The organism is uncultured Oscillibacter sp. (assembly GCF_910587525.1).
Lineage (GTDB): Bacteria > Bacillota > Clostridia > Oscillospirales > Oscillospiraceae > Oscillibacter.
Window position 1 is genome coordinate 1 of sequence record NZ_CAJULS010000015.1, and the last position, 24,350, is coordinate 24,350.

Consider the following 24,350-nt stretch of genomic DNA (forward strand, 5'->3'; position numbering starts at 1 on the left):
CCTCAAAGCTGGACAAGCTGCTGGAGGAGCTGGACGCTGAGCTGGACGGCAGGGCTACGGACTTTTTGACAGCCATCCGCGTGGACAAATCCCGCTATGCCAGGGACCAGTTCCGCCTGATCCACGCTCTGCTGGACCAGTACGGCATAGAGGCGGCGCTCCAGGCCATTGGTTTCTGCCAGCGCAGCAGGCTCTACAGCGCCAACACCATGCGGGACTATCTGGAGCACCAGGCCGCTCTATCCGGCGGCACACAGCCTGTCCTGCCTGTCTCCGCTATCCCGGTGGATGACCCCAAGTACCATGTAACTACCCAGAAGCGGCCCCTTGCGGCCTACGCGAAGGTAGGTGACTCCAGATGTTGACACCTTTGGAACGGGTGAACAACCTGCTGGCCGACCTGCGCTATGCCCAGGTGGATTTTGACGCCCTGTTTTCCGGCAGAAACAGCCTTACCCCGCTGGAATCCGTGGAGTTGTTCCTCGCCGAACAGCAGCGCCTGCGCATCCTCAAGCAGAATCTTCCGCGCAGAAAACGGGCTAACCTCCCCGCCGAGAAAACGCTGGATTCCTTTGACTTCGGTTTCCAGCGCAGCGTTTCCAGGGAGCAGATGCTCCGCCTGTCCGATATGACCTGGTTGGAGCAGGCTTTTAACATCTGTTTCCTCGGGCTCCCAGGCGTGGGCAAGACCCATCTCGCGCTCTCCCTGGCTGTCCAGGGCCTCGACCTGGGCTATACCGTGGCATTTGAGACTCTGGACGCCCTCATGACCATCCTCAAAACCGCCGAGATCTCCAGCGCCAGCAAGCGCCGCCTCAAATACCTCCACAAAGCCGCCCTCGTAGTAGTGGACGAGGTGGGCTTTATGCCCCTCTCACCCGCCGAGGCCAATCTCTTCTTTGGCTTCATCTCCGCCATGAGCGAGAGAACCTCCCTCATCATTACCTCCAACAAGGGTTTTGATGAGTGGGCCGATTTCCTTGGCGACGCTACTATTACCACCGCTATCCTTGACCGCCTGATCCACCGCTGCGAAATTATTAACATGTCCGGCTCCAGCTACAGGCTGGAACACCACCAGTCCATTACAAACTAACTTTTTCCGCTGGTATACTTTGTGGCGAAAATCCTCCCCAAAACTGGTATACTTTCTGGCGAAATTTGGCCCTTTTTACTTGACTGCTTACAACATCGCCGGCGGCGAGCTCAACGCCCAGGTCCACGAGTACAGAGAACTGCTGAAGCACGGCTGCTTCGATATCTATCAGATGGACGTGGTGCTCTCCGGCTGGTTCGTCCAGAACCGGAAGGTAGCCGCCATGGTAGAGGCGGAGAACAAGATCTACACCCCCCATACCTGGACCCACGGCATGGGACTGGCCGCGGCGCTGCACATGGCCGGCGCCGTCTCAAACTGCCCGTTTATCGAATACTGCTATGATCCGCCCCACTGGAATTACACCGTGCGGGACCTGATGCTGACAGAGCCCCTGAAAGTGGAACAGGACGGCTACATCAATGTCCCGGACAAGCCCGGCTTGGGCGTGGAACTGAATCACGAGCTGCTGGACAGGTATACAGTCCTTCGAAAGTAATAAAACAGCCGCAAGTCAGGACCACCCGTATAACGGGTGGCCTGACTCGCCCTATAAGGGCGTGATATTGGACGCGCCTCAAGGCGCGGCGAAACGGTCTGCCAACCGCATATTCTTACAAGCGGCCCCACTTAGTATGTGGTTTTCTTTTTCACAAGAAAAAACGCAGGTATCCTTCTTTTGGATACCTGCGTTTTAACTCGAAAACCACAGAACGTCTAATACTTCGATTTTATCGCCGGTCATACGCCCGGCGCATTTCTGAACATGGGTAAAGAACCGAGCCGCCGCCTGGGAACACGCGCTGTGTTTTTTTCAAACCAGCACCGCGCCCCTTTCCAATGTGGGCCGCAGCCGCACAAAACGAAGCCCTTCATACACGCGGTCATGCTTGGTGGTCAAGGCAGACGCTACCCCTTTTTACACCATCGCAGCGGCATTATAGATCAAATTATATGTGCCGGTGATTTTCAGGGACTCAAACTGCGGCCCGAACCAACTACGCAGCGTGTCCTGAACCTGGATCCGTTCTGCAATCAGCAGCGGCGTATCTACCAGATCCTCCGGGACGGTGTATTCCTGCTGGGCCAAGGCCGAATCCGCCTGCGTCAGAACACCCCATCGCTTCTGGATCGGCATCCGGACAAATTCCCGCTCCGCCTTATCGGCCAGGTCTACCAGCTCCTGTACCCGCCGTTTCAGCGGCATACCGTCATCCGTCAGCGTAATGCTGTGCTGGCCGCGATGAAAGAGCTTTGTGTTCAGCTCCTGCTCTAACTGCATGAGCTGCCTGGAAAGAGCCGGCTGTGTAATATGGAGCAGCTCTGCGGCTTTCGTAATATTTTCCTCTCTGGCCGCTAACAGAAAATAGCGCAAAACGCGAAGTTCCATAGGGCTCCTCCTTTGTGCAGCACCTGCATGAAAAAATATAACAGATAGCCGCATTTACGGCTGTCTCAGGCTGTAAACAAAGCCATCCGCGTCTTCTTCTGTCCGTATCAGATTCGAGTAATACCTCAGAAGCTGCCGCTCTGAATATAATCGTGAAATACCGCCGCATTTTGCTCCAGAATGCTGAACAGGGGGAGATGATACGCTTTTTGCGATACCGGCGGACGCTGTCTGGAGCAAACCGCAAACCGGACAGGGCTGCCGCCAGTTGGAAGGTTTTGCCGGAGCACCCCGCCAGATATCCGCTGGCAGAGAGAGATACTGGTCCCAGGGCTTATACGCCGCACTTCGCCGTGCCGGTAACGGTTTGACCTGCGGTTGATTGTCCAGGCGGATCATACTGCATGTATGTAGGTAGTTATGTAGCTTTCAAGGACAAAACAGAATTCTTCATACGCTCCGGCCTGATCTCTTTTCCGCAGCCTGAGAAGTTCCGCGCCCCAGTCGGCAGGGGGACATAGAGAGTAATTGTCAATTGCGTATTTTCGCATGTTTTTGAGCACGGGAGAGTTTAGATTCAATAGTTTGACCGTCACTTCCGCGTCTTTGCTGACCCCCACGATCTCTCCATCCTCCGAAAAGAGAAATTTACTTTCGCACTCTCTATACAGAGGAATGACCGGCAGTATGTCGCTGCCTTTCACGGACTCGCAGAACAGATCTTCCTTTCTGATTGTCCCCTGGCTTCGCTGCCCTTTTCCGCCGTCGCAGCAGGCCAGCAGATTTGTCTCGTAATCGAGCTGCATCTCTTCATATACGGGGGTTCCCTTTGCGAAAATGTGTTCAATCTGCGTGTCGCCTTTTCCTGAAATTCTTCTGCCGCAGTAGCAGCAGATATATCCCTGCTCATTCGCCAGAGCCTCTTTCACAACCTTATAGAGGGCCTTTTTCTTTTTCAGCCCCTGATAGGTGGCACCTGGAGTTCTGCAATAAGCCGTCAATCCCGCGGGCGGAGCCTGTTTCTCTATATATTTCATGTTCACTCCATCCTGTTCAGCGCGATTCTTGCCGTTATAAAGAAGGGATCGCTTTCCCCCACGATCTCTCTGATCCGCGCCAGTACCGCCTCTGCCTCCGCACGGTTTCCCCGCATTACCGCGCCGCGGAAAGCCTGAACCGATTCGTTGTACTCGGCGGGCCGCATGGAAACCAGCATATGCTCTTCCATGATCTCGTCCAGAGAGCGGTTGTAGGTTTCACTTGGGGCGGGGCCTGCCTGTCCGTTGGACATGATGTACACATCCTTTTTGTGCATGCCGGAGACGGTCGCCGGCGAATGGGTGGTAAATATCATGTGCCCATTGATATCGACGCTGTGAATGGTTTTCGCGAACGCCTTCTGCCAATTTAAGTGCAGATACGCGTCGAACTCGTCAAAGAGGTACAGGCAATCGTCGTGAGCGGTGAAGGAGAGCAGCAGAAACAGCAAGGAGAGCTGCTTTTCACCCTCACTGAGCGTATCAAAAGGAAATTCGGTTCCGTCCGTCCTCTTTAAGGACAGAAACATGCGGTCGAGATACCCGGCGTTCTGCAGAGCTTTCAGCTTTGCAAACAGCTCGCTTTCATGTTCTGCAAGGCTGGTAAAATCATCAAATCCCCGAAAGAACATAATATATTTGGCGGACAAGTCCCGCGTTCCCGCTACATACCTCCGGAGTTGGTTCAAAAAGTTTTTTACAAAGCCCTGTGCATTCCAGTATGTGTCGGCGCTGCCGGCTCTGCCCTTGGGATTTTTCAGCAGGATATGAAACTGCGGAAGGAGCTCCGCGCAGCCGAGGAGCTCCAGGAGCCTTTCATAATACGGTCCCCGGTAAACCGCGGCTGTGAGCAGCAGGAGGCCCAAGTCTTTCGTGGAGTAGTAGTCCAAAAACTTATAGCCCGGCAGGTCGCCGCCGGCAGCTTTTTTCAGTCTGTTGTTGTACTTTTCATCAAACGTAGTATCGGCTGTGCGGGCCTGCCGCGTTGTTTCACCGGCATAATACAGGAGGATTGCGGAGGGCAGCGCATCCGGTATCTCTCGTCTGCTCAGTTTTGTTTCACCATCAAAAATGGAAACGTCGGACTTTGTGCACCGCAAAACAAAGCGGTGATCCCCGCTCACATACTCAATGGAACAATCCTCAATATCGGGAGTGACGATCAGATTTGAATTTTTCTCTGTTGTGGAGTTTTTGGCAAAGCTGAATACGGCCGCGATGGCCTCCAGCAGATTTGACTTGCCGGAGCCGCTATTCCCAATAAACGCGGAGGTGTTTGAATCAGAGAGGACGCAGTCAAAGTTCCTCAAATTTTTGTATCGCCCAATGGATATCCGCTGTAATCGCATGCGCATCACCTCATTTGGTTTTTGATAGGATCTGCTTCAAAAGCTCCACGGAAGACGCCTCTGCGGGATCATTTGTCCCCAGCTCACCCCGGAAGGCCCGGGAGAGGATGGATTTTTTGACAAGATCAATTTGGGCCAAAACCAATTTGGCATTGGCTTCCACCTGCAGTTCCTCTTCCATCAGGCGATCAAGAATTTGGACAATTTTTTGCTGCTCCTCAATCGGCGGAAGATGCAACTGATATTGCTCCAGAAATTTTTTGGGTACACGCAGTTGTCCGACTGCGCCGTTCATAACGGTCTGCGCTTCATCCCGGAAGTTGCGGTTTCGCACGATGTGATATAGATATCGGTTATACAATTGTGCGCCACACCGGAGTACAAAAAATTCAGTTGAGCCATATCCGATATGATTTGTTAATTCTCCGACGATTGCGGATTTTCCGTTTTCCATACAGGGTGTGATTTTGGCAAACAAGATATCACCCTCTGAAAAATTAGTGAATCCTGTTCGTACTTCTTTAAGCAATCTGGTTTGCGGCGCAGTAATTTCTCCACGGGTCTCCGACAAAGCCGACATGGGGATGAAGGATACCTCCAAGGTGTCTGAAAGATTTTTGACATCGGCTCTTTGAGGGTTCACGGTACAGACCTCTGCCAGATAAACAATCTGCCACCGCTCCATTCCCATGTTGCGGCTGTTTCTCCACGGGGCTGTAAGTTTGCCGGTAAAAGCTTTGTGAAGGATTGCGGCCCTGCGGCTTTCGCAGCCATCTAACACGGCCTGCAGCGTTTTCCTGACAGCTTCCAGCTTGCCAAACAGGTTTTCAATGCGATCGGCAATACGAAATTGCTCTGACAGCGGCGGAATTGGTGTATAGCAACGCTCTATTTTGCTTTTGTTTACAATGGAAATTGTTGTGGCGGATGCCTTTGTGCGGAGTTGATCAACAAATTCTTCTGTGTTGCAATAGTAATAAAAATAGAGCGGGTCGATTTGCGGTACGATAGAATTGATCTGTTGATTTGTTGCGCCCGCCACTTCCGAAAAGCCGCATTTCCCGATGCTTCCAATACAGCAGACCATAGTGGCTTGGGCGGGTATGGTTCGAGATATAGCTTTGCCCTCCTCGGTTAAATACTCGGCGGCATCATAAACATGGCGGCCTGCGTCCAGATCGCCCGGCTTAAAGAAGGGGAAATCCCCTCCGTAATATTTGGGTTTTTTTCTGCTGGGCGTATTTCCTGTTACAACCCGAGAAATCTCTCCAACTCGTGTCCAGCACCAATTCTCCGGCACCCTATATGGCTGTTCCGGGCCTGGCACCAACGCCGCGTGCAGGCGCTCTTCCAAAATGAGGGCAGCGCCCTCTTTCCGTCCCCGCGCCATCAATCCCGCACCTCCAGGGCTCGCAGTTCTTTCACAACGCTTCGCAGCAGCTTCACAGCTTCCTCCAGCTGGGCGGCGGCCTCCTCGGCGCTGTCTGCCGGGTCAGGCAGGTCATGATAACCCAGCGCTGATTCATCCTGAATCAGCCCCAGGTCCAGGATGTCGTCGGGATTTTTTGCAATCTCCTCCCGGGTAAAGCTGCTCCATCGCTCTCCGGTGCGCCTCTCCGGATGCAGATACCCCTCCATGAACTCGCTGAAATCGCTTTTTTTCAGCTGGCGGGTCTTGCCGAAACCCGGCATGTTGGTGCGCATATCGTAAAACGCGACGCTTTTGGTGCTGCCCTGCTCGGCGGTTCCCCGGGTGAAGAACAGTACGTTGGTCTTCACGCCCTGCGCGTAAAAAATACCGGTGGGCAGACGCAGAATGGTGTGCAGATTACAGAAGTTCATCAGCTCCCGGCGGACGCTGGAGCCGTCGCCGGCGGCAAAGAGCACATTATCCGGCAGCACTACGGCGCAGCGGGCTTTGCCGTCCGCTTTCAGGCTGCGGTAGATCATCTGCAGAAAGTTCAGCTGCTTGTTGGAGGTCCGGAAGGAAATATCGTCCCGGGTAGCGCGCTCGCCGCCTTTTTTGGTGCCGAAGGGCGGGTTGGTCAGGATCACATCAAAATCCCTGTATGCTTTCGCATTTTGGGACAGGGAATCCGTGCAGACGATATTGGCCGGAACATTGTGGAGGTAGGCATTCATCAGGGCGAGGCGGTGGGCGTCGGGAACCAGCTCCACACCGGTATAGGATTCCTCCATCCGATTCACTTCGTAGTCTGTCAAATCGTAGAGATTTTTGCCCTTGACAGCCTCTCGATAGGCCGCAATCATAAAGCCGAAGGTTCCGCAGGCCGGGTCAAAGCACCTTTCACCAAACCGGGGGGCTACCAGTTCTGTCATCACATCGATCAGCACGCGGGGGGTAAAGTACTGTCCGGCGCCGGATTTCTTCTCATCCGCATTTTTTTGCAGCAAACCCTCGTAGAGATCGCCCAGGCCCTCTTTTTTGGCGTCATACCAGTCCAGTTTGTTGATCTCGGAGATGATTTTTTGCAGATTTTTGGGCTCGTCAATGTTTGAAACGGCTCTTACGTAGATCTGCCGTATTTCACTCAGGGGGGCGTTTCCCAGTTCGGACAGAAGCTTGTTGTAGTATTTTTTCAGCGCGATTCCCTCGAGGCCTGTGAGATATCTCCAGGAGTAAGCGTAGAGAGCGTCTTTCAGATCGTTCTTCTCTTTATCGGAGAGTTCCTCAACCGTTTTCTTGTGTCTGCGCGCAGCATCTTCCAGCCGCTTATGGTATGCGTCATGTACGGCGCCCATCAGCCGCTCCTCAGTCCCGTTTTCGTTTATCATCTTGAGGAACAGAATATAGGTCAATTCCGTGACATACTGGTGATAGGTAATGCCGTCGTCCCGGAGAATATTGCAGAGGCTCCAAAGTTTTTGTACGATATCCTGAGTGCTCATCACGCCGCTCCTTCATAGATGTAAGTGTTGATCTCCCGGATGATATCCGCCAGCTGGCCGCCGAATTTTCGGTTGAACCGGGTGAAGCCGCCGTCCATTTTGAATGCCGGAGCTTCAAAGGTCTCGGCATTCAGGATGCTCTCATGCAGCATATAGGCCTGGATTTTCTCCAGCAGATCCAGCTGGATTTTATTGAAGTGATGGGCGGCGGTCAGCTTGGAAAACGCCGCTTTCACCCGTTCACCGTGGTCGATCAGGGGCGTTTTCAGCACGGCCCGGCGAACATAGGCGATGATATCCGCCACAATGCGCTCGTTGGCCACCGCACTGGCCGCCTCGTTGAGGCTGCTCTCATTAAAGTCCTCCTGATCCAGTTTCAGTTTCAGCTCCCGCAGCTGAGCCCGGGTCATATCGCCGGGGCGGGTGCAGGCGATGCGGATGGCCTCAATGTGGTCCTTGTTCTCGTTGATATAGGCGTTGAAGGCCTCCAGATAGTCCTCCGGTTTCTCCGTATTGCCATAGCCGCGGGTGGTTTCAAAGAGTGTGTCCTCTTTCTCGGAATAGTAATAGCCGCGCTTTTCCCCCTTCAGCCCGTCTGCCCAGATCAGAAAATCCCTGTCCTGCCGGCACCGCTGGATAAACGCCTCCCCAGTACAGCTCTTCAGCTCTCTGGCATATGCCTTGAGGGTACGGCCGTCCAGGCGGTCAGAGACGCCGCGCTTTTCCGCCTCGGTCAGGCTGCTGTTTCTGCGCTGCAGTCTTGCCAAAATGCGGTCTTTGATGGGCTGTTTACAGGCTCCGTCCAGGCGGAACAGGTCCTCCAGCAGTTCGGCCATGGATTTGTGGACGGAGACCGATTTCATGTTGGAGGTGTCGTCCAAATCCTCGTAAACCCGGACGGCGTCAAAGATATTAAAGTGCGTCTTGCCGATCTCCGGGCAGGGGCGGGTCGCCCGTCCCAGCATCTGCTCAAAGAGGATGCGGCTGTTGATCTTCCGCATGAAAACCAGATTGCAGATGGGGCGCACGTCAATGCCGGTCGTCAGCAGGTCCACAGTGACGGCGATGTTCGGGTACTGGTTATTTTTGAATCGCTTGATCACCTGCAGAATCTTCTTTTTGCTGCCGCTGGCCGTCTTGCTGGTGATTTTCATGATGGCGTCGTTGGAGATGCCGTAGGGTTTGTAGATTTCCTGAAGAGTGTCCACGATCTGGTCGGCATGTGCGTCGTTTACCGCGAAGATCAGAGTTTTTTCCCGGCCCTCCGGATTCAGATGGGCGGATATCTCTTCCAGCACCTTGCGGGTATGATCGGGCAGAACGATTTTTCGGTTGAACTCGGAGACATCAAAATCCAGCTCATCTTCCAGTACGGTTCCGTTCAGGAGCTCGTTGGTGTTGGGATCATACTGCGCAAGGGTCTCCCCCCGTTTGAAGCGGGCGTCGTTCTGGATGAAATCCGTGTTGATGAGATAGGGGGGATCGTGGTCTACCAGCCAGCCGTCGATGACGGCTTCCCGGTAGCTGTACGTATAGACCGGTTCCCCGAAGATTTCAGTGGTATGGAGGGCCGGGGTGGCAGTCAGGGCGACCTTCACCGAGTCAAAATACTCGATGACCTGCTTGTATTTGCTCATATAGTCTGCCTGATTGTCGTAGAGGATCTCCTCGTCCGTCATCTCGCGGTCGAGAATGTACCCCCGGTGGGCCTCGTCCACGATAATGAGATCAAACGCGCCGGGCATCAGGTCCGGCTCTTCGGAGAGGACGGTGCGCTTGAGGAGCCCCTGCACGGTGGAAATGCTGACTTTGGTCTCCAGGTTGATGCGGTTGTCATCAATCGCCTTGATCTCATAGATCTCATCCAGTGACAGCAGATCTTTCAGCTTGACATCCTGGAAGGTGTCCATGGCCTGCTCCCCCAGGGACACGCGGTCCACGAGAAACAGAATTCTGCGGAATCGCTTGGAATCCAGCATCTTATAAATGAGGCCAAGTACCGTGCGGGTTTTGCCGGTGCCGGTCGCCATGGCCAGCAGCGCAGTCTTTTTTCCCTCGACAATGGCCTCCGTCACCTTGTTGATGGCCTTGATCTGATAATCGCGCAGGTTCAGGCCGCCGGGATCGGTCATAAAGGAATCGTCTGCGGCAGCAAGCGCCTGATTGGCCTGAGTGATGTCTTGCCGTAGCTTTTCCAGCAGGTCATCGGGGCTGAACCAGTTTCGGATGGGGTAGGACTGATTTTCCGCCGATCTTGTATCCAAAAACCAGATGCCCGATTTGGTCCGCAGCTGTTCCAGATAGGCCCGTCCGTTGGAGGCAAAGAGGAAGGGAACCTGATATCCGTTCCATGAGCCAACGGTGTAGTGCAGGTCCTCCGCCTTGATATGGGAGGCATAGTCCTTCACCTGTACGTCGATGGTGGACGCCACGTCCTCGGACACCTTCTTGGCGTCCATCAGCGCCACCAGCTTTTCGCCCGCAAAGAAGGCGTAGTCCGCATAGCCGTTTTCATAGAAGGCGGAGTTGGTGGGCCATTCGCTGATTGCCAGATTTCGCCCCTTTACCGGCCGGGCGCCCTTGCTGTGGCGCAGGTTCTGCGTATCTGCCTCCCACCCGGCAAGGCGAAGCTGCTCGTCAATCAGGCGGCGGGTCTGGGCTTCGCTCCAGGTTATCATGGAGGCCATGGCCGCGGAGCGTTTGGCGTGTTCTCTCTGCGCCGCGCCGGAGGCGGGAGCCGCCGCGGCCGTCTGTGTGGCAAGTTCCGCGGTTTTGCGGTCCTGACTGGCCGCGGCTGTTTCCGGGTCTTCGCCTCCGTCTCCGGATGGCATAACAAATGGGGAAGCGGTAAATTCCCAGTCGCCATAGGTCTTCATCAGCCAAACGGCCAGGTTATAGGCCATGGAGAGCCGCGTTTCCGCCTCCGCCGCAGAATCTTCGCCGGGGTAGGCTGCGGAATCTCTGGTTTGGTACAATATGTGGAGGGCATCCCCGATTTCGCGGGGGAGCAATCCGGCCCGCTTCAGGGCGCGGATGCGGCCGGCGTGGGTGCGGGCCGGCTCTGGGATTTGTGCACTCAGCGCGATCTCCTGGGCCAGGCGCTCTGCAAAGAGACGCAGTTTGTCCATGCAGGCACGGGGGGCTCCGGCATAGATTTCGGCGTCGGCGCCGGTCTGCGCCAGCGCCGGCCAGTATGGATTGAGAAAATCAAAGTTTGATTTCATCGGAAATTCCTCCTGCAAATTTATTGGCCGGTCCGATACAGGTCGCTCAGGGTTCTGCCGCCGCTGTCCCTCCACTCTCTCCAGCCGTTTGTGCTGCCGCCCAAAACAAAATCCGAGGCGCCGCTGGGGCTTTTGAAACTTACGACTTTCGTCAAGCGGTACCTGCCGTCCTCCCGCTTTATGATCGTGCCGTCCGCCAGCATGGCGGATCTTTTGAGGTTGTAGCTGGCGATATGTACCGGGGTGGAGAGATCGATTTCGGAATCGGGAAAGACATCGAATGTCTCCCCGGCGTAGCTTCCGTGGGCGATGATGCCTCTGCGGGACGTGGAAAAGATCTTCTGGCCGCCGGAGGAGGGCGCGGCGTTCATGCGGTAGCCCAGTGCCGCCATGACAAATTCGATCTCCTCGTATATCTCCTCCACAATCGGCAAATCGTATTCTGATATTTTATACTGGGGGACCGTCTTGTTGTCCACGTTGTAGCGATTGGCGTCGATTGCCTTCTGAATGGCGTATTCCTCAAGGCCGCTTAGGATATTGAGAGTAAAATGTTCACTGTCTGCCAGGAACAAAATCGCTTTGTTCCAGAAATCCTTTTTGGCGTTGTGGCTGTCCAGCCTGGAGATCCCGTTGCGGGTCTGTCCGATATAGATTTGCGTCAGAGCGCCTGTTTCGTCGTTGACGAGAAAGTAAACGCCGGGATTGTTCACGCCTGTCAGCAGCTTGGCCTCGGTGAGATATTGGCGGGGGATCACATATGCTTTGATCGGTGACAGGTGGCGCATAATCGTGCGGACTCCGTCTGCCTCCCCATTGTGATAAATAACTTCCAGCCGCGTTGACTTACCCATATTCTGCTCCTTACTACGCTGTCTTTTATTGTAGTGGTCCGGAAATGCCCATGACTGCATGAGATACGCGCCGGCACCTGTTTTGGGAAGACGCGGTCACGGGGAATTTTCTCCGGGGGATGGTTTCTTCGTGTAGCGGCCGCTCTTGATCCTTGCGTCAGCCGGCTTCACCGCATCGCCCGGGATGCCCCAGGTCCGGCCGATGGTGATGACCCCGGGAATACGGCCTTCCTTACAGAGAACCTGAATGCGGCGCTCGGAAATACCCCAGCGCTGTGCGGTCTGTTTGATAGAAAGATATTTCACAGGCAACCTCCCGATCATTTGGGAATAGACAGTTTGACGAAAACATTATAGTCGGTTTCGCGAATAAAATCAACAGATTTTTCAGAACCGCTGCCGTACCGTCCCGCTGACATGGGGAGCGGCCATGCGGGCCCCGGCCGGCTGTCCCGCGGAAGATGTCCGTTTTGCTCTTTGTTGACAATCATTTGGAATGTGGTACTATGGAAAAGCGCCCTAAAATGGAGCTGGCAAAGGCGCGTCACAAAACAGAAGGAGGACCGGAGGACATGATTTTGCAAAAGGCGGCCTGTATTGAGCCGATGTACAGTGAGCTTCCCTTTCTGGAGCGTTTCCAGGCGGCAAAGGCCGATGGCTTTCAGTTTGTTGAGTTTTGGAGCTGGACGGACAAGGACCTGGACGCCGTGAAGGCGGCGGCGGAATCCGCCGGGATCGGTATCGCCGGGTTCAACGGAGACGCGGCGCTGTCCCTCATCGATCCCAGTCAGAAAGAGGCGTACCTGGACTTTCTCCGCCAGTCTGTGGAGGCGGCGAAGAAGGTGGGGGCAAGGTCCCTCACCATTCACTCCAACGGCCTGGGAGAGGGCGGCGCGGTCATCGACCATTACAACAGCCTCAGCCACACCGTAAAGCTCTGCGCCATGTTCGACACGCTGCGGGAGTGTGCGGAGATTGCCGAGCGTTCCGGGATTGCCATGAACCTGGAACCGCTGAACACCACCACGGACCATGCGGGAAACTTCCTCCGGAGCACACAGATGGCGGCGGAGATGACCCGGCTCATCGGCTCGCCGAAACTCAGGGTGCTCTACGACGTGTACCACATACAGCTCAACGAGGGCAGTCTCTGCGATAACATCCGCGCCTACGGGGATCAGTTCGGCCACATCCACGTGGCCGACGTCCCTGGCCGCCACGAGCCCGGTACCGGTGAGATCAATTATCCCAATGTGCTTGCCTGCCTGGAGGAGGCGGGTTACACCGGCCTTGTGGGTTTTGAGCTGATACCAAAAACCACCACCGCCCAGGCGGTAAAGGCGATTATGAGCCTTTGACTTTCGGAGGAACGGGCAGTAAACGGCGCCCCATCTGTCACAACAGCCTGACAGATGGAGCGCCGTTTCTATATGGCGTTTTTGGTTTGACTGCGGATTCCGGCTGTTTTATAGTCGAAGCACTTGAAAATCCGCAAGTTGCGGATTTTCAAGTGCTTCAACTATGAAGTCAAACACACGCCCGCTTATGCGGGCTCTGGCGGCAGTTTTACTGCCGCCAGGTTGAAAAGAATCAGAATGATTCTTTTCAAATGTGCTGACTATAAAATCCACGCTGCCGGTCTGAAAAGTTCCCGATTTCCCGGAGGAATGCCTCGCCGTAGCGGCTGGCCTTGGCGTCGCCCACACCGCTGACCGCCCGCAGCTCCGCCGAGGTCCGGGGCTGGACCACAGCCATCTCCCGCAGCGTCTTGTCGGAGAACACCACGTAGGCCGGGACGCCCTGCCGCCGGGCGATCTGGGCCCGCAGGGCCCGGAGGCGGCCGAAGAGCTCCGCCTGTCCGCCCTCCAGCTCCGCGGGGATCTGGCGGCGGCTGGCCGCTGCAGGCCGCTCCTCCTCCGCCGTCCGCATATACAGCGCCGGGGCGTTCCGGGCGATGTCCTCCGCCCGCTCCCCCAGCAGCAGCACCGGGTACTGCCCCGGTGAGAGGGTCAGAATCCCCTCATCCAGCAAAAAGCGGATGCGTTCCCGCACCGCCTTTTGGGAGAGCTCCCGCAGCGCGCCGTAGCTGGCCTCCCGCTCCATGTGGTATTTCCGCACCCGGTCGGTGTCCGCACCGCAGAGGGTCTCCGCGATGACGCCCGCGCCGAAGTGCTGCCCCGTCTCGGCGATGCACCGGACGATGGCCTGGGCCTCCCGGCTCACCTCTACCTCCCGGAAATTGTGCAGGCAGTTATAGCAGGTGCCGCAGTATTCCGGTGCGCTCTCGCCGAAATATTCCAGGATGTACTGGCGGAGGCACCGGCGGGTGCGGCAGTAGCCGGCCATCTGCCGCAGCCGCTGGAGGTCCCGCTCCCGCAGCCGCTCCGCCGCGGCCTCGTCGATGCCCTCCCGGGCCTCTCCGTGGGTGATGAGATACTCGCCCGTCCGCACATCCTGGCCGCTGTACAGCAGCACACAGGTGGAGGGCAGTCCGTCCCGGCCCGCCCGGCCCGCCTCCTGATAGTAGCTCTCCATATCCTTGGGCATGTTGTAGTGGACCACATACCGCACGTCGGACTTATCGATGCCCATGCCGAAGGCGTTGGTGGCCACCATCACCGCCGCCCGGTCATAGAGGAAGTCCTCCTGGCTTTGGCGGCGCTCCTCCGCCTCCAGCCCCGCGTGGTACCGGGCTGCTGGGACCCCCTGGTCCCGCAGGAATTGACAGACCTCCTCCACGGCCTTTCGGGTGGAGCAGTAGACAATGCCGCACTTTCCGGGGCGGCCCCTCACCAGCTCCAGCAGGGCGGCCTTTTTGTCACTGGGCTGGCGGACCTCAAAGTACAGGTTTTCCCGGTCAAACCCGGTGGCGATCCGCAGTGGGCCCCGCAGGGCCAGCAGATGTTCAATGTCCGCCTTCACCTCCGGCGTGGCGGTGGCGGTGAAGGCCCCCACCACAGGCCGCCGGGACAGGGAGGCCGCGAAGGCGGGGATATTTAAGTAGGAGGGCCGAAAGTCCTGGCCCCACTGGGAGATGCAGTGGGCCTCGTCCACCGCCACCAGGGAGATGTCCGCCGTCTCCGCAAAGGCCCGAAAACCCTCGGTCTCCAGCCGCTCCGGGGCCACGTAGATGATCTTGTACCGCCCCGCCTTCGCCCGGTCCAGGGCCAGCAGATACTGGCGGAAGGTGAGGCTGCTGTTCAGAAACGCCGCCGGGATACCCATCTGCACCAGGGCCGTCACCTGGTCCCGCATCAGGGACACCAGGGGGGAGATCACCAGTGTAATCCCCGGCAGCAGCAGGGCCGGAATCTGGTAGCAGGCCGACTTTCCCGCCCCGGTGGGCATGACGGCCAGGGCGTCCCGCCCGCTCAAAAGCGCGTCGATCACCGCCTCCTGCCCGCCCCGGAAGGCGCCGTAGCCGAAATAGGTTTTCAGGGCTTCCTCTTTGGTCATGGCTCGTCCTCTCTTTCTCTCGGGACCATTGTACCACGCTTTTGGAGATTCCGCACGGGGATTTTCCGCCCTCCTGGAAATTTTTGAAATTTCCCCTTGACATTACTACAAGCGTGTAGTAATATGGCGTTGTACTACACCGGTGTAGTTTATCACCGGACTGCGGATGGGGCCCCGTCCGCACTCCGGCGAACAGGGAGGTACTGTATATGAAATTCTTTCAGAGCCTGTCCGATTCCGAGATGGAGATCATGCGGTATGTGTGGGACTCCGGCGAGGCCGTGACCACATCCATCCTGCTGGAAGTGTTCGCCCACAAGGGCTGGAAGGTCCAGACCATCTCCACTTTTTTGACGCGCCTTGCGGACAAGGGCGCGCTGCGGGTGGAGAAGCGGGGCAAGGCCAACGTCTATTTTCCCGCCGTGACGGAGGCGGAGTACCACGAGCTGGAGGCCCGGCACCTGGTGGATTCCAAGTACCACGGGTCCGTGCTGGACTTCCTGACGGCGTTTTACGGCGGCAAGGGCATCAGTGCCCGGGAGGCCGATGAGTTAAAGCGCTGGTTTGACCGGGAGGCGGGCGTATGATGAACACATTGGCCGGTATGGGCCTGGCCGGCAGTGCCGTGCTGGCGCTGTGGCTGCTGGCCTCCCGGGTTTTGAAAAACTGCCTGCCGGCCCGGTGGCACTACCGCATCCTGAAAACGAGCCTGTTTTTCTTCCTGGTCCCCGTGGGGCGCCTTCTGCCTCTGGCGGGGCGGGTCCTGTCCGCCCTGAGACCGGCTCCGGCGGTTGTCGCGCCCGCCCCGGCGCCGGCCGTGCCCGACATCCCCATGGCGGTGCTGCCTCAACTCCCTGTGACAGCCCCCGCCGCCCCTGCGCTGCCGCCGGTTCCCGCGCCGGAACCCTTCGCCGTGACCGCTGAAACCCTGCGTACCCTGGCGGTGATCTGGGCCGTGGGCGCCGCTGGGATGCTGGCGTACAAAGCGTATGTCTATTTCCGGCTTCGCCGCCGGGTGTTCCGGCAGAACCGGCCCGTGTCCTCCCATGAGGCGCAGCTGATCTTCTGGTCCTGCAAACGGCAGCTGGGCGTCCGGGGACTGGTAGACCTGCGGGAGAATCCCGCCGCCCCATCTCCTTTTGCCGCGGGTCTGCTGAGGCCCATGGTGGTGATCCCCGCCGTGCCCCTGGAGAAAGAGGAGATGCGGTATCTCTTCCTCCACGAGCTGACCCATATCAAGTGCGGCGACCTGTGGGTGCGCTTTCTGGCCATGCTGGCCCAGGCGGTTCACTGGTACAACCCCTTTGCGTATCTGCTGTGCCGGAGCATCCAGACCGTCAGCGAGCAGAGCTGCGACGAGCGCGTGGCCTGCCCCCTGCCGGCGGAGGAGCGGTATGTCTACGGCAATGTCATTTTGAAATTAGCTGTCAATGCGGCGGCGGGGAGCGGCGACTGGGCCGCCTCGCTGTCCACCCGTGAGTCCATTGAAAGGAGACTGACCCGCGTGTTGAAAACTGAAAAATTGAAGGGGAGCAAACGGCTGCTGGCCCTGACCCTGGCAATTGCCATTCTGGCCTGCGGCGGCGGAGCCGCCCTGGCGGCCCGGAATCCTCTGACGGTATCCAAGGAGGCCGGGGAGACCCCGCGGACCGTTCCCACCGTCCAGACGGGGGACACCGCAAAGACCGGCGGAGATGCCGTAAGGACTGACGCAGCTGCGCCCGCCGTCACTGACGCCCCCACAGAGGCCCAGGTACTGGAGGCAAGGAGCCTGGCCCTTGCAGGGATGTCCGCCCAGCAGGTCCAAAAGCTCACAGAAATAGTCAAGGCCGCCAATTTGTGCTTGGAGCACTCTTATCTGTACGGCGACTTCTTTGGGAAGCTGGAAGACCCGGAGAGCCTATATTGGAACTACTTCGACCGCACAGGGGAGATCCAGATCAGCTGGGCCTATGACGGGGAGCTGGACATGGAGTCCGCCCGCAAGCAGGAGGGCCTCACGGAGAGCGAATTCTACGCCAAATACGGAACCAAGGTCGTCACAACGAATCGCTATGACGCCAAGGCCTTCATCTCCCTGCTGGAGACACTGCGCGGCGGCGTACAAAATGAGGTCCTGAGGGCGGACCTCCAGTACCTCATGGACGAGACCGCCCTGGCGAGGGAGACTCATGCCATGGAACACGCCAACAACATCTACAAAAAGCTCCATGACCTAGACTATTTCCTCCTCCGGTACGGCCCCACGGACATGGGGGTATACGTGGAGGACCCCTCCACAGTCTCCAAATACTACGGCACTCTCTCCTACTACGGTGAAGACGCGGCAAAACTGGCGGAGCCGGAACCGGCGGAGTCGGTGGAACCGGAGGCGCCAGAGGAGCCGGCGGAGCCGGACAAGCCCGTCACCACCTACGATGCCCCCAGCGGGGAGACCCTGGCCATGATCCGCAGGGAGTTCGCGGCCATATGGCCCGAGGACAACATCACCGACCGTACCCCCATTCTCTTTGGCAACAAGGACCTGATCCTCCGCCACGGCGGCACCATCCTGCCGGACAATGACCCGGACGCCGCGCAAAAGCCCAGAACGCAGACAGACAGCGCCGCTTACAAGACGTGGCGGGCAGCGAATCCCAGTCCCACTGCCATTCCGCTGTACGATTCTGAGGGAAAAATCATCGGGAGCTATGACTATGGCGCAGGTGCAGATCTGGATTTCTCCGGCATGGACATTGAAGAGGCCAAAGCGGCGGCAGAGGCGCTTTTCGACGCGCAAAATGCGGAATAAATCCATACTGTATGAAGGCCCCAGCTTGACGGCTGGGGCCTTTCCCAGTTTCTGTTTTGCATGGCGGGACGCTGTGCGGCCATCGGCAGCTACTCTTGGCCGGATCTGCCGGGCGCTGGGTTCCGGCGGCGGCCCCAGTGAAAAAGCGGACGAAAACTTTAGCCCAAGTAGCTCAGCAATCTTCCTGTCTCAATAGCCGCCAGCTCCCGCACGCCGTCAAAGTCTACATACGGGTTGTAGACCGCCTCCAGTCTGTCGTGGCTTGCCTTGGCCTCCTTCAGCGCCGTTACGGCCTCCTCCCTCAGCAATGCCGCCATCCGGGCCTGGAACCGCAGCCGCGTCTTGCCCGCGATCTCCGTCATGGCGTCCAGCCGGATGCGCCGGTAAGGCTTTTTCCCGTAGTCCATCCCCGGCCGGGAGGTGATGAACGCCAGCCCAAGCCCAGGAATCAGCAGGTGTTCGATCCGGTCCAAGTCCTCCGGCGAAGGGCAGACGATGGTGTCCCAGCCGCCCGCCGCGGCTGCCGCGCGGATGCGGGCCAGACCCTCGCCCGCCAGCTCCCATCCGTCGGCAAACTCGTAGACCCGGGGACACAGGGCGTCCACGCTGTCAAACCGCCAGACGTATCCCTTGTGGGTGATGCTGCCCAGGAAGCGGCGGGTGGTCTTTCCCCGCTCCCCGCCCCGGCGGCGCAGCTCCCGGGCAATGATGCCGGAAACCCGCCGGTCCGCCCGCTCCCGGTCAAACCCGGCCCGCACAGAGGATACTGCGTCCAGCTCCACCTGCCGCGCGGCCTTCAGGCTGTGGTAGGCCCGGACATAGGCGGCCTTGTAGGCGTGGGTATGGGACTTGACGGACCCGGCGTCCGCTTTGGCGGCGGTGAGGTCGTAAAAGCGGCCCAGGTCCACATACCGGTCCACCGCCGCCGGGTATTGAGGCTCCATCACGTGGGGCGACGTACCGTCCACTACCGCGCAGCGGATCTCCGGCAGTACCACGCCGTCCAGAGAGTCCGGGTCTCCGGAGCACCACAGCCGCTCCACCGCTGTGCCCGCCGCCTCCATGGCCCGGGCCACCTCCCGCATGAAGGTGTTCTTCCCCACGCCGGGGCCTCCCTTCAAAACCATGAGATCATATGTATCCTCAATGTCCACCATCTCCGGGAACAGATTGCGGAACCCCTCGCCGCTGTTCGCCCCCACGAAAAAATCTTTGATCTGCGCCATAAGGATGCCTCCCTTTTGAATTTCACTCTCAGGATATGCAGAAAGGCCTTGGCCTGACAGCAAAACAGACGGAAAACCCCGCGCCTTTGCAGGCGCGGGGTTTAGGCCCTGTTTGAAAAACAGGGAAAATTGAGCTAAATCAACAAAATAGGGATTACGGTTCCGAACGCTCCGACGCTGTTGGAGGCGGTGACCTCCGCGGTCCCCTCCGCCTTGGCAACGGCAACCCAGAAGGTCAGTACCCGTTCCACTGCCACCGTGTCCGAGTCGCTGGAGGTGACGGTATAGTCCGTACCGCTGGTGCCGATGATGAGTCCGCTGCGTTCTCCCACTTCCAGGGTACTGCCCTTATAGCTGCTCACCCGGACGGATTTGTCAGGCGTTTCCGTTGCCATGGCGGGGACAGTGAGGACAGTAGTGAGGATGGCTACTGTCAGTGTGGCGGCAATGCGCTTTTTCATGTTGGTCATACATTTTCCTCCTAATTTTCAGTGTTTTGTGGGGCTTTTGCAAGCAACACAATACCGAAATAGGAGGCGAAAGTCGATAGAAAATTGCAATCTAAAACGGAGAAATACAGAGGTGAAAATCGAGCGGATTACACAGCGTTTCGTTGTGTTTGTAGGGTGCCCCTTCCGGAGCGTCGATCCTCCTGACCACATAAACAGCCACAGACAGACGTGGAGTATGTGGAAATACTATTTTCAAAGAGTGCCGGAGAGTAAATGAAAAGGAGTAGAAACGGCTATAAACTATCAGAATTTGTCTAAAAAATCTTTGCAGACTTTATTGGAGACACTATACTAAATGGCAATCAGCTTAAAAAGCTGTCTGAAAGTAAAAAATTTTGTAGAATTCGGATGCAAAGTATGATATCCTGATAAAAATTGAAAGATTGCTGTATCTTATGAAATTTTGGCTGCCGGTTTATGGGGGGATTGCCATGCTGCGCGCATTTCTGGTGGAAGACGAGAGCATTATCCGGGAAACTCTGCGGGACACCGTCCCCTGGGGGCAATACGGTTATGTGCTCGCTGGGGAGGCTGGGGATGGAGAGATGGCGCTGCCCTTGATCCGGCAACTCAAGCCCGATATTTTGATCACAGATATCCGGATGCCCTTTATGGACGGCCTTGCTTTAAGCAAACTGGTCAGCCAGGAATTTCCGGACATGAAGATCATTATCATTTCCGGCCATGACGATTTTGAATACGCCCAGCAAGCGATCCATATCGGCGTGGAGCGCTACCTCCTGAAACCCATCACGAAAAAGGCCCTCCTGGATGTGCTGGTGGAGATTAAGGAAAAAATTGAAGGTGAGCGGGCCAGCCGCGGCTATCTCGATCAATTCCACCGGGAAGCGCAGGAGTATGAGCAGTATACCCGCCGCGCGTTCTTCGAGCGAATCGTCGCCGGACAGCTGACCGTACAGCAAATTTACGAAATGGCGGGGAAACTGGATATCGATCTCCGGGCGCGGTGCTACACCATCGCGTTCTTTTCTGTTCCCCCTGAGCGCCCCGGTTCGGCGGAAGGCTATTCTGAACCTGCCGCCCGCCTGCGGGACGCGCTGCTGGAACACTTTTTGAAGTATCCTGAGTATTTGCTCCTCCGATGGAACCTGACCACCTACGCAGTTCTTTTAAAAGGGGACAGCGGAAGGATGGAGGAATTGACCCGCCGCTGTATTGATACCGTTCGGAATCAATATGAGGCTTACGCTCCGGGGCAGGACTGGTATGTGGCGGTAGGCCGCTCCACCCAGCGGCTTAGCACGCTCCCTGCTTGTTATGAGGAGGTTTCCCGCCTCTGGGCTTACCGGCACATCCTGCCCCGACAGCATGTGCTGACAGCGGACACTGTCAGTTTCCTCACCGGGACCGGAAATGACAGCAGCCTGGATCACCTGGACGCAGGAAAAGTAGACCCGGCGATTCTGACCGGCGTTATGCGGAGCGCCAGCACCCAAGAAATTTCCAATTTTGTGGACGAGTATATCCACAGTGTGGAAGAGGCGTTATCCTCCAAACCCTTTTGCCAATACCTGATGCTCGATCTCCGGTTTACCGCCGCCCGGTTTGCCGCGTCCCTGGGAATTTCCAAGCAGGAGATGTTTGAATCTCTATCCTGTCTGAACCTGGTGGGACAGAATGCAACAGCATCGGACCTGAAAGGCTATTTTTTAGACATTTTGATGCGGGTGGTAGAGCTGCGGGACCGGACTTCCAACAGCCAGTGCCGGAGTCTTCTCAAGCAGGCCGTGACCTACATAGACCATCACTTTACCGATGAATCCCTTTCCTTGAACCAGGTAGCCCGAGAGGTAAATATCTCCGCCAACTATCTTTCAGCGGTGTTCAGTCAGGAAATCGGAGCTACCTTCACTGAATATGTCACCAGCAAGCGGATGGAGCGAGCCAAGGATCTGCTGCGCACAACGGACAAACGCTCCGGCGAGGTAGCATCTGCTGTGGGTTACAAGGACCCTCACTATTTCAGCTTCCTCTTTAAGAAAACCCAGGGCTGCACACCCCGGGACTACCGCGGGGGAGGGAAACGCACATGAGCCGCCCGGATTCCATCCAGAGCCGGATGCGGCGGCTGGTGGTCATTTTCTGTGCCTTCATGGCGGCACTGTTTATTGTCATGCTGGCTCTAGCCCTGGCTTATAACAGCCAGTATACTGGCCTGCTCTATAATGTTACTACCGCCTCGGAGTTCAACCAGGATTTTAAAGAAAACATTGATCTGAAGATGTATTACTATGTTATCGAGAGCCAGTATTCCGAAGGCCTGCCCATCGAAGAGGTGGAGGCCGCGCAGAGATTGGCCAAGGATCTTCTGAGCACTACCAGCCAGAAGGACAGCCTTCGGGCTGTTACCAGCGTGCTGGACCTTTGCGAGAACTTGGAGGAAAAAATTTATCAAATTGAGGCCACCCGGAATTATGACGACCGCCAGATGCAGCTGGAAAACAACATCTATGTTCTCACTTCCCTGATTCAAGAATACATGTACAACTATCTCTACTGCGAATCCGTCCAGTTGAACCTGCTCCAGCAGCAGATTGCCAGGCAGATCGCCGCAGAGATTCTGCTGGTTTTGGTCCTATCCGCCGTTTCCATTCTGCTGCTGGTACGCTACAGCGTCCGGCTGAGCCGCTCTGTCACCCAGCCCGTGGTGGACCTGTGCCGCCGTGCGGAGGACGTGATCGGCGGTGATCTGACCGTGCGGGAGCCGGTACGCTCAGAGACCTATGAGATTCGCACGCTCAGTAAGGGCATGGAGCAGATGATCGCCCGGATCAACACGCAGATTCAGGAGATTACTCAAAAGCAGACCAGCCTCCGCAAAACAGAACTGGCTTTGCTTCAGGCACAAATCAACCCCCACTTTCTGTATAACACCATGGACACCATCATTTGGCTCATCGAGGCGGACCGGCCTCAGGCGGCAGTGGAGATGGTCTCCAACTTGGCAAACTTCTTTCGCCGTTCTCTGAGCCAGGGGGAGGATGTCATTACGCTGGGGGAGGAGGAGCGTCATGTCCGCAGTTACCTCCAGATACAGCAGGCCCGCTATCAGGACATTTTGGATTATTCCATCAACATTGAGTCCGCCCTGCAAAAGATCCGGATTCCGAAGCTGACGCTCCAGCCGCTGGTGGAAAACGCCCTGTATCATGGAATCAAGCTCAAACGGGGAAAGGGCTGCATTTCCATTGCCAGCCGTGTGGAGGGAACGGATGTCCTCATCCAGATTACGGACGATGGTGCGGGTATGTCGGAGAATCGCTTGTCGGAACTGAACCAGGCCATGGGAACCGGGAAACGGGTGGGCTTCGGTTTGGTGACGGTCCATGAACGGCTGCGGCTGCTGTTCGGCGCGCCCTACGGGCTGACACTGGAGAGCCGCCAGGGAGCGGGGACCACTGTGACAGTCCGCATCCCCCGTCCGGCGGAAAAGGAGGTGGAAATATGAGACGGGCCCTGCTGGCCGCGCTGCTGGCGCTGAGCCTTTGCTCCGCCTGCGGAGCAAAGCCGAATCCCCAAGGGGATTCGGCTGAAGAAGACCTGATCGTGGTGGGTATGAGCCAGGTGGGTGCGGAATCCGACTGGCGGGTCGCCAACTCCGAATCCATGAAGGCGGTGTTTACAGAGGAAAACGGCTATCGCCTCCTTTTCGATGACGCCCGGCAGAAACAGGAAAATCAGATCACCGCTATCCGCAAGTTCATTCAGCAGCAGGTGGATTATATCGTTCTCATGCCCATCAGTGAAAGCGGCTGGGACTCCGTGCTCCAGGAGGCCAGAGAGGCCGGTATCCCGGTGATTCTGGTGGACCGCATGGTGGATGTGGAGGATGAGAGCCTCTATTCTGCCCACATCGGGTCGGACTTCCTGCGGGAAGGGACCGCCGCTGTAGATTGGATCGAGAGCGCTTATCCGGACGGAGAGCCCGTGCGGATCGTTCATATCCATGGCACTCTGGGCTCCACTGCCCAGCTGGGCCGGACGGCGGCGCTGGAGGAGGCTGTGGCCTGCCATGAGAATTGGGAACTGCTGGCCCGGTTGGACGGGGATTTTACGCAGGCCAAGACCTACGAGGTTATGACGGAGTACCTGGCCCGCCTGTCGGGCCGGGAGGATGTGGATGTGGTCTACTGTGAAAACGACAACATTGCCTTTGGTGCGCTCCAGGCTTTGGAAGAGGGAGGCTATGTCTGCGGCAGCGATGGCGTGAACGTTGTTACGTTCGATGCCACCCGGAACGCGCTTCTGGACTGCCTGAACGGAAGGATCTCCCTGGCGGTGGAGTGCAATCCCCTGCTGGGCCCGCTGGTAGAGGAGACCATTCAGGCCATGGAGATGGGCCGTATGCCGGAGAAGCAGCAGTATGTAGAGGAACGGGTTTTCACCGCCGCGCAGCTGACAACCGCCCTCATCGAAGAGCGTGTATACTAAGTCAAAACCTCCGGCTAAGCCGGAGGCTTGAATAAGCCCTAGAAGGGCATGAT

Annotated in this window: 18 protein-coding genes and 2 pseudogenes; 9 read left to right on the plus strand and 11 right to left on the minus strand. The window is 57.2% G+C overall.

Features of this window, described 5'->3' with window-relative positions; translation table 11 throughout:
• From QZ326_RS02940 to QZ326_RS02950, 3 genes and pseudogenes are all read left to right on the plus strand, one after another.
• A pseudogene (locus tag QZ326_RS02940) lies at positions 1-365 on the plus strand (IS21 family transposase); the annotation flags it as partial.
• The gene (gene istB / locus QZ326_RS02945; RefSeq protein WP_295741015.1) at positions 359-1,096 is read left to right on the plus strand and encodes an IS21-like element helper ATPase IstB; all 738 of its coding nucleotides are present in this window, start codon (positions 359-361) and stop codon (positions 1,094-1,096) included. The pseudogene QZ326_RS02940 and the gene istB, both read left to right, overlap by 7 nt.
• A 79-nt stretch (positions 1,097-1,175) precedes the next feature.
• Positions 1,176-1,595 carry an enolase C-terminal domain-like protein gene (locus QZ326_RS02950; RefSeq protein WP_295741017.1) on the plus strand — a complete coding sequence of 140 codons (420 nt, stop codon included), beginning with the start codon at positions 1,176-1,178 and terminating at the stop codon, positions 1,593-1,595.
• A 420-nt stretch (positions 1,596-2,015) separates the two neighbouring features.
• Here the strand turns inward: QZ326_RS02950 and QZ326_RS02955 are convergent, their stop codons facing one another.
• The 8 genes from QZ326_RS02955 to QZ326_RS02990 all read right to left on the minus strand — a co-directional run bounded on the left by QZ326_RS02955 (position 2,016) and on the right by QZ326_RS02990 (position 12,166).
• On the minus strand, positions 2,016-2,486 hold the full coding sequence (locus QZ326_RS02955) for a LysR family transcriptional regulator (RefSeq protein WP_365328171.1): 471 nt from the start codon (positions 2,484-2,486) through the stop codon (positions 2,016-2,018).
• 395 nt (positions 2,487-2,881) lie between these two features.
• On the minus strand, positions 2,882-3,523 hold the full coding sequence (locus tag QZ326_RS02960; RefSeq protein WP_295741019.1) for a retron system putative HNH endonuclease: 642 nt from the start codon (positions 3,521-3,523) through the stop codon (positions 2,882-2,884).
• Between the two features lie 2 nt (positions 3,524-3,525).
• Positions 3,526-4,878: an AAA family ATPase gene (locus tag QZ326_RS02965; RefSeq protein WP_365328174.1), complete on the minus strand. Its 1,353-nt coding sequence runs from the start codon at positions 4,876-4,878 to the stop codon at positions 3,526-3,528.
• 4 nt (positions 4,879-4,882) lie between these two features.
• Entirely contained in the window at positions 4,883-6,262 is a 1,380-nt protein-coding gene (locus QZ326_RS02970; protein WP_295741046.1) for a restriction endonuclease subunit S, read from the minus strand.
• Complete coding sequence (locus tag QZ326_RS02975; RefSeq protein WP_295741021.1) at positions 6,262-7,782, minus strand: N-6 DNA methylase; 1,521 nt, start codon at positions 7,780-7,782, stop codon at positions 6,262-6,264. The genes QZ326_RS02970 and QZ326_RS02975 overlap by 1 nt, the downstream gene beginning before the upstream one ends.
• Positions 7,782-11,006: a type I restriction-modification system endonuclease gene (hsdR, locus tag QZ326_RS02980; protein WP_295741023.1), complete on the minus strand. Its 3,225-nt coding sequence runs from the start codon at positions 11,004-11,006 to the stop codon at positions 7,782-7,784. Before hsdR ends, QZ326_RS02975 begins: the two co-directional genes overlap by 1 nt.
• 20 nt (positions 11,007-11,026) lie before the next feature.
• The gene (locus QZ326_RS02985; RefSeq protein ID WP_295741025.1) at positions 11,027-11,860 is read right to left on the minus strand and encodes a GIY-YIG nuclease family protein; all 834 of its coding nucleotides are present in this window, start codon (positions 11,858-11,860) and stop codon (positions 11,027-11,029) included.
• A gap of 96 nt (positions 11,861-11,956) precedes the next feature.
• Positions 11,957-12,166: a helix-turn-helix domain-containing protein gene (locus QZ326_RS02990; RefSeq protein WP_295741027.1), complete on the minus strand. Its 210-nt coding sequence runs from the start codon at positions 12,164-12,166 to the stop codon at positions 11,957-11,959.
• A 266-nt stretch (positions 12,167-12,432) separates the two neighbouring features.
• On the opposite strand from QZ326_RS02990, the gene QZ326_RS02995 reads away from it, so the two are divergent.
• Complete coding sequence (locus QZ326_RS02995) at positions 12,433-13,218, plus strand: hydroxypyruvate isomerase family protein (RefSeq protein WP_295741029.1); 786 nt, start codon at positions 12,433-12,435, stop codon at positions 13,216-13,218.
• A gap of 247 nt (positions 13,219-13,465) precedes the next feature.
• On the opposite strand, the gene recQ is transcribed toward QZ326_RS02995, so the two are convergent.
• Complete coding sequence (gene recQ, locus QZ326_RS03000) at positions 13,466-15,316, minus strand: DNA helicase RecQ (RefSeq protein ID WP_295741031.1); 1,851 nt, start codon at positions 15,314-15,316, stop codon at positions 13,466-13,468.
• 209 nt (positions 15,317-15,525) lie between these two features.
• Between recQ and QZ326_RS03005 the strand changes: the two genes are divergently transcribed.
• Together QZ326_RS03005 and QZ326_RS03010 are read left to right on the plus strand one after the other, a co-directional pair.
• Positions 15,526-15,903, plus strand: a complete 378-nt coding sequence (locus QZ326_RS03005; RefSeq protein ID WP_295741033.1) for a BlaI/MecI/CopY family transcriptional regulator — start codon at positions 15,526-15,528, stop codon at positions 15,901-15,903.
• On the plus strand, positions 15,900-18,107 hold the full coding sequence (locus tag QZ326_RS03010; RefSeq protein WP_295741035.1) for a M56 family metallopeptidase: 2,208 nt from the start codon (positions 15,900-15,902) through the stop codon (positions 18,105-18,107). The genes QZ326_RS03005 and QZ326_RS03010 overlap by 4 nt, the downstream gene beginning before the upstream one ends.
• 158 nt (positions 18,108-18,265) lie before the next feature.
• Here the strand turns inward: QZ326_RS03010 and QZ326_RS03015 are convergent, their stop codons facing one another.
• Together QZ326_RS03015 and QZ326_RS03020 are read right to left on the minus strand one after the other, a co-directional pair.
• Positions 18,266-19,333: a hypothetical protein gene (locus QZ326_RS03015; protein ID WP_295741036.1), complete on the minus strand. Its 1,068-nt coding sequence runs from the start codon at positions 19,331-19,333 to the stop codon at positions 18,266-18,268.
• 155 nt (positions 19,334-19,488) lie between these two features.
• A pseudogene (locus tag QZ326_RS03020) lies at positions 19,489-19,803 on the minus strand (CAP domain-containing protein); the annotation flags it as partial.
• A gap of 473 nt (positions 19,804-20,276) precedes the next feature.
• Between QZ326_RS03020 and QZ326_RS03025 the strand changes: the two are divergent.
• Genes QZ326_RS03025 through QZ326_RS03035 form a run of 3 tightly spaced genes read left to right on the plus strand, consistent with a single transcriptional unit; the run spans position 20,277 to position 24,297 of the window.
• Positions 20,277-21,899, plus strand: coding sequence for a response regulator (locus QZ326_RS03025; protein WP_295741038.1), 1,623 nt, complete (start codon positions 20,277-20,279; stop codon positions 21,897-21,899).
• The gene (locus tag QZ326_RS03030; protein WP_295741040.1) at positions 21,896-23,314 is read left to right on the plus strand and encodes a sensor histidine kinase; all 1,419 of its coding nucleotides are present in this window, start codon (positions 21,896-21,898) and stop codon (positions 23,312-23,314) included. Before QZ326_RS03025 ends, QZ326_RS03030 begins: the two co-directional genes overlap by 4 nt.
• On the plus strand, positions 23,311-24,297 hold the full coding sequence (locus QZ326_RS03035) for an ABC transporter substrate-binding protein (RefSeq protein WP_295741042.1): 987 nt from the start codon (positions 23,311-23,313) through the stop codon (positions 24,295-24,297). Before QZ326_RS03030 ends, QZ326_RS03035 begins: the two co-directional genes overlap by 4 nt.
• Positions 24,298-24,350 lie beyond the last annotated feature (53 nt).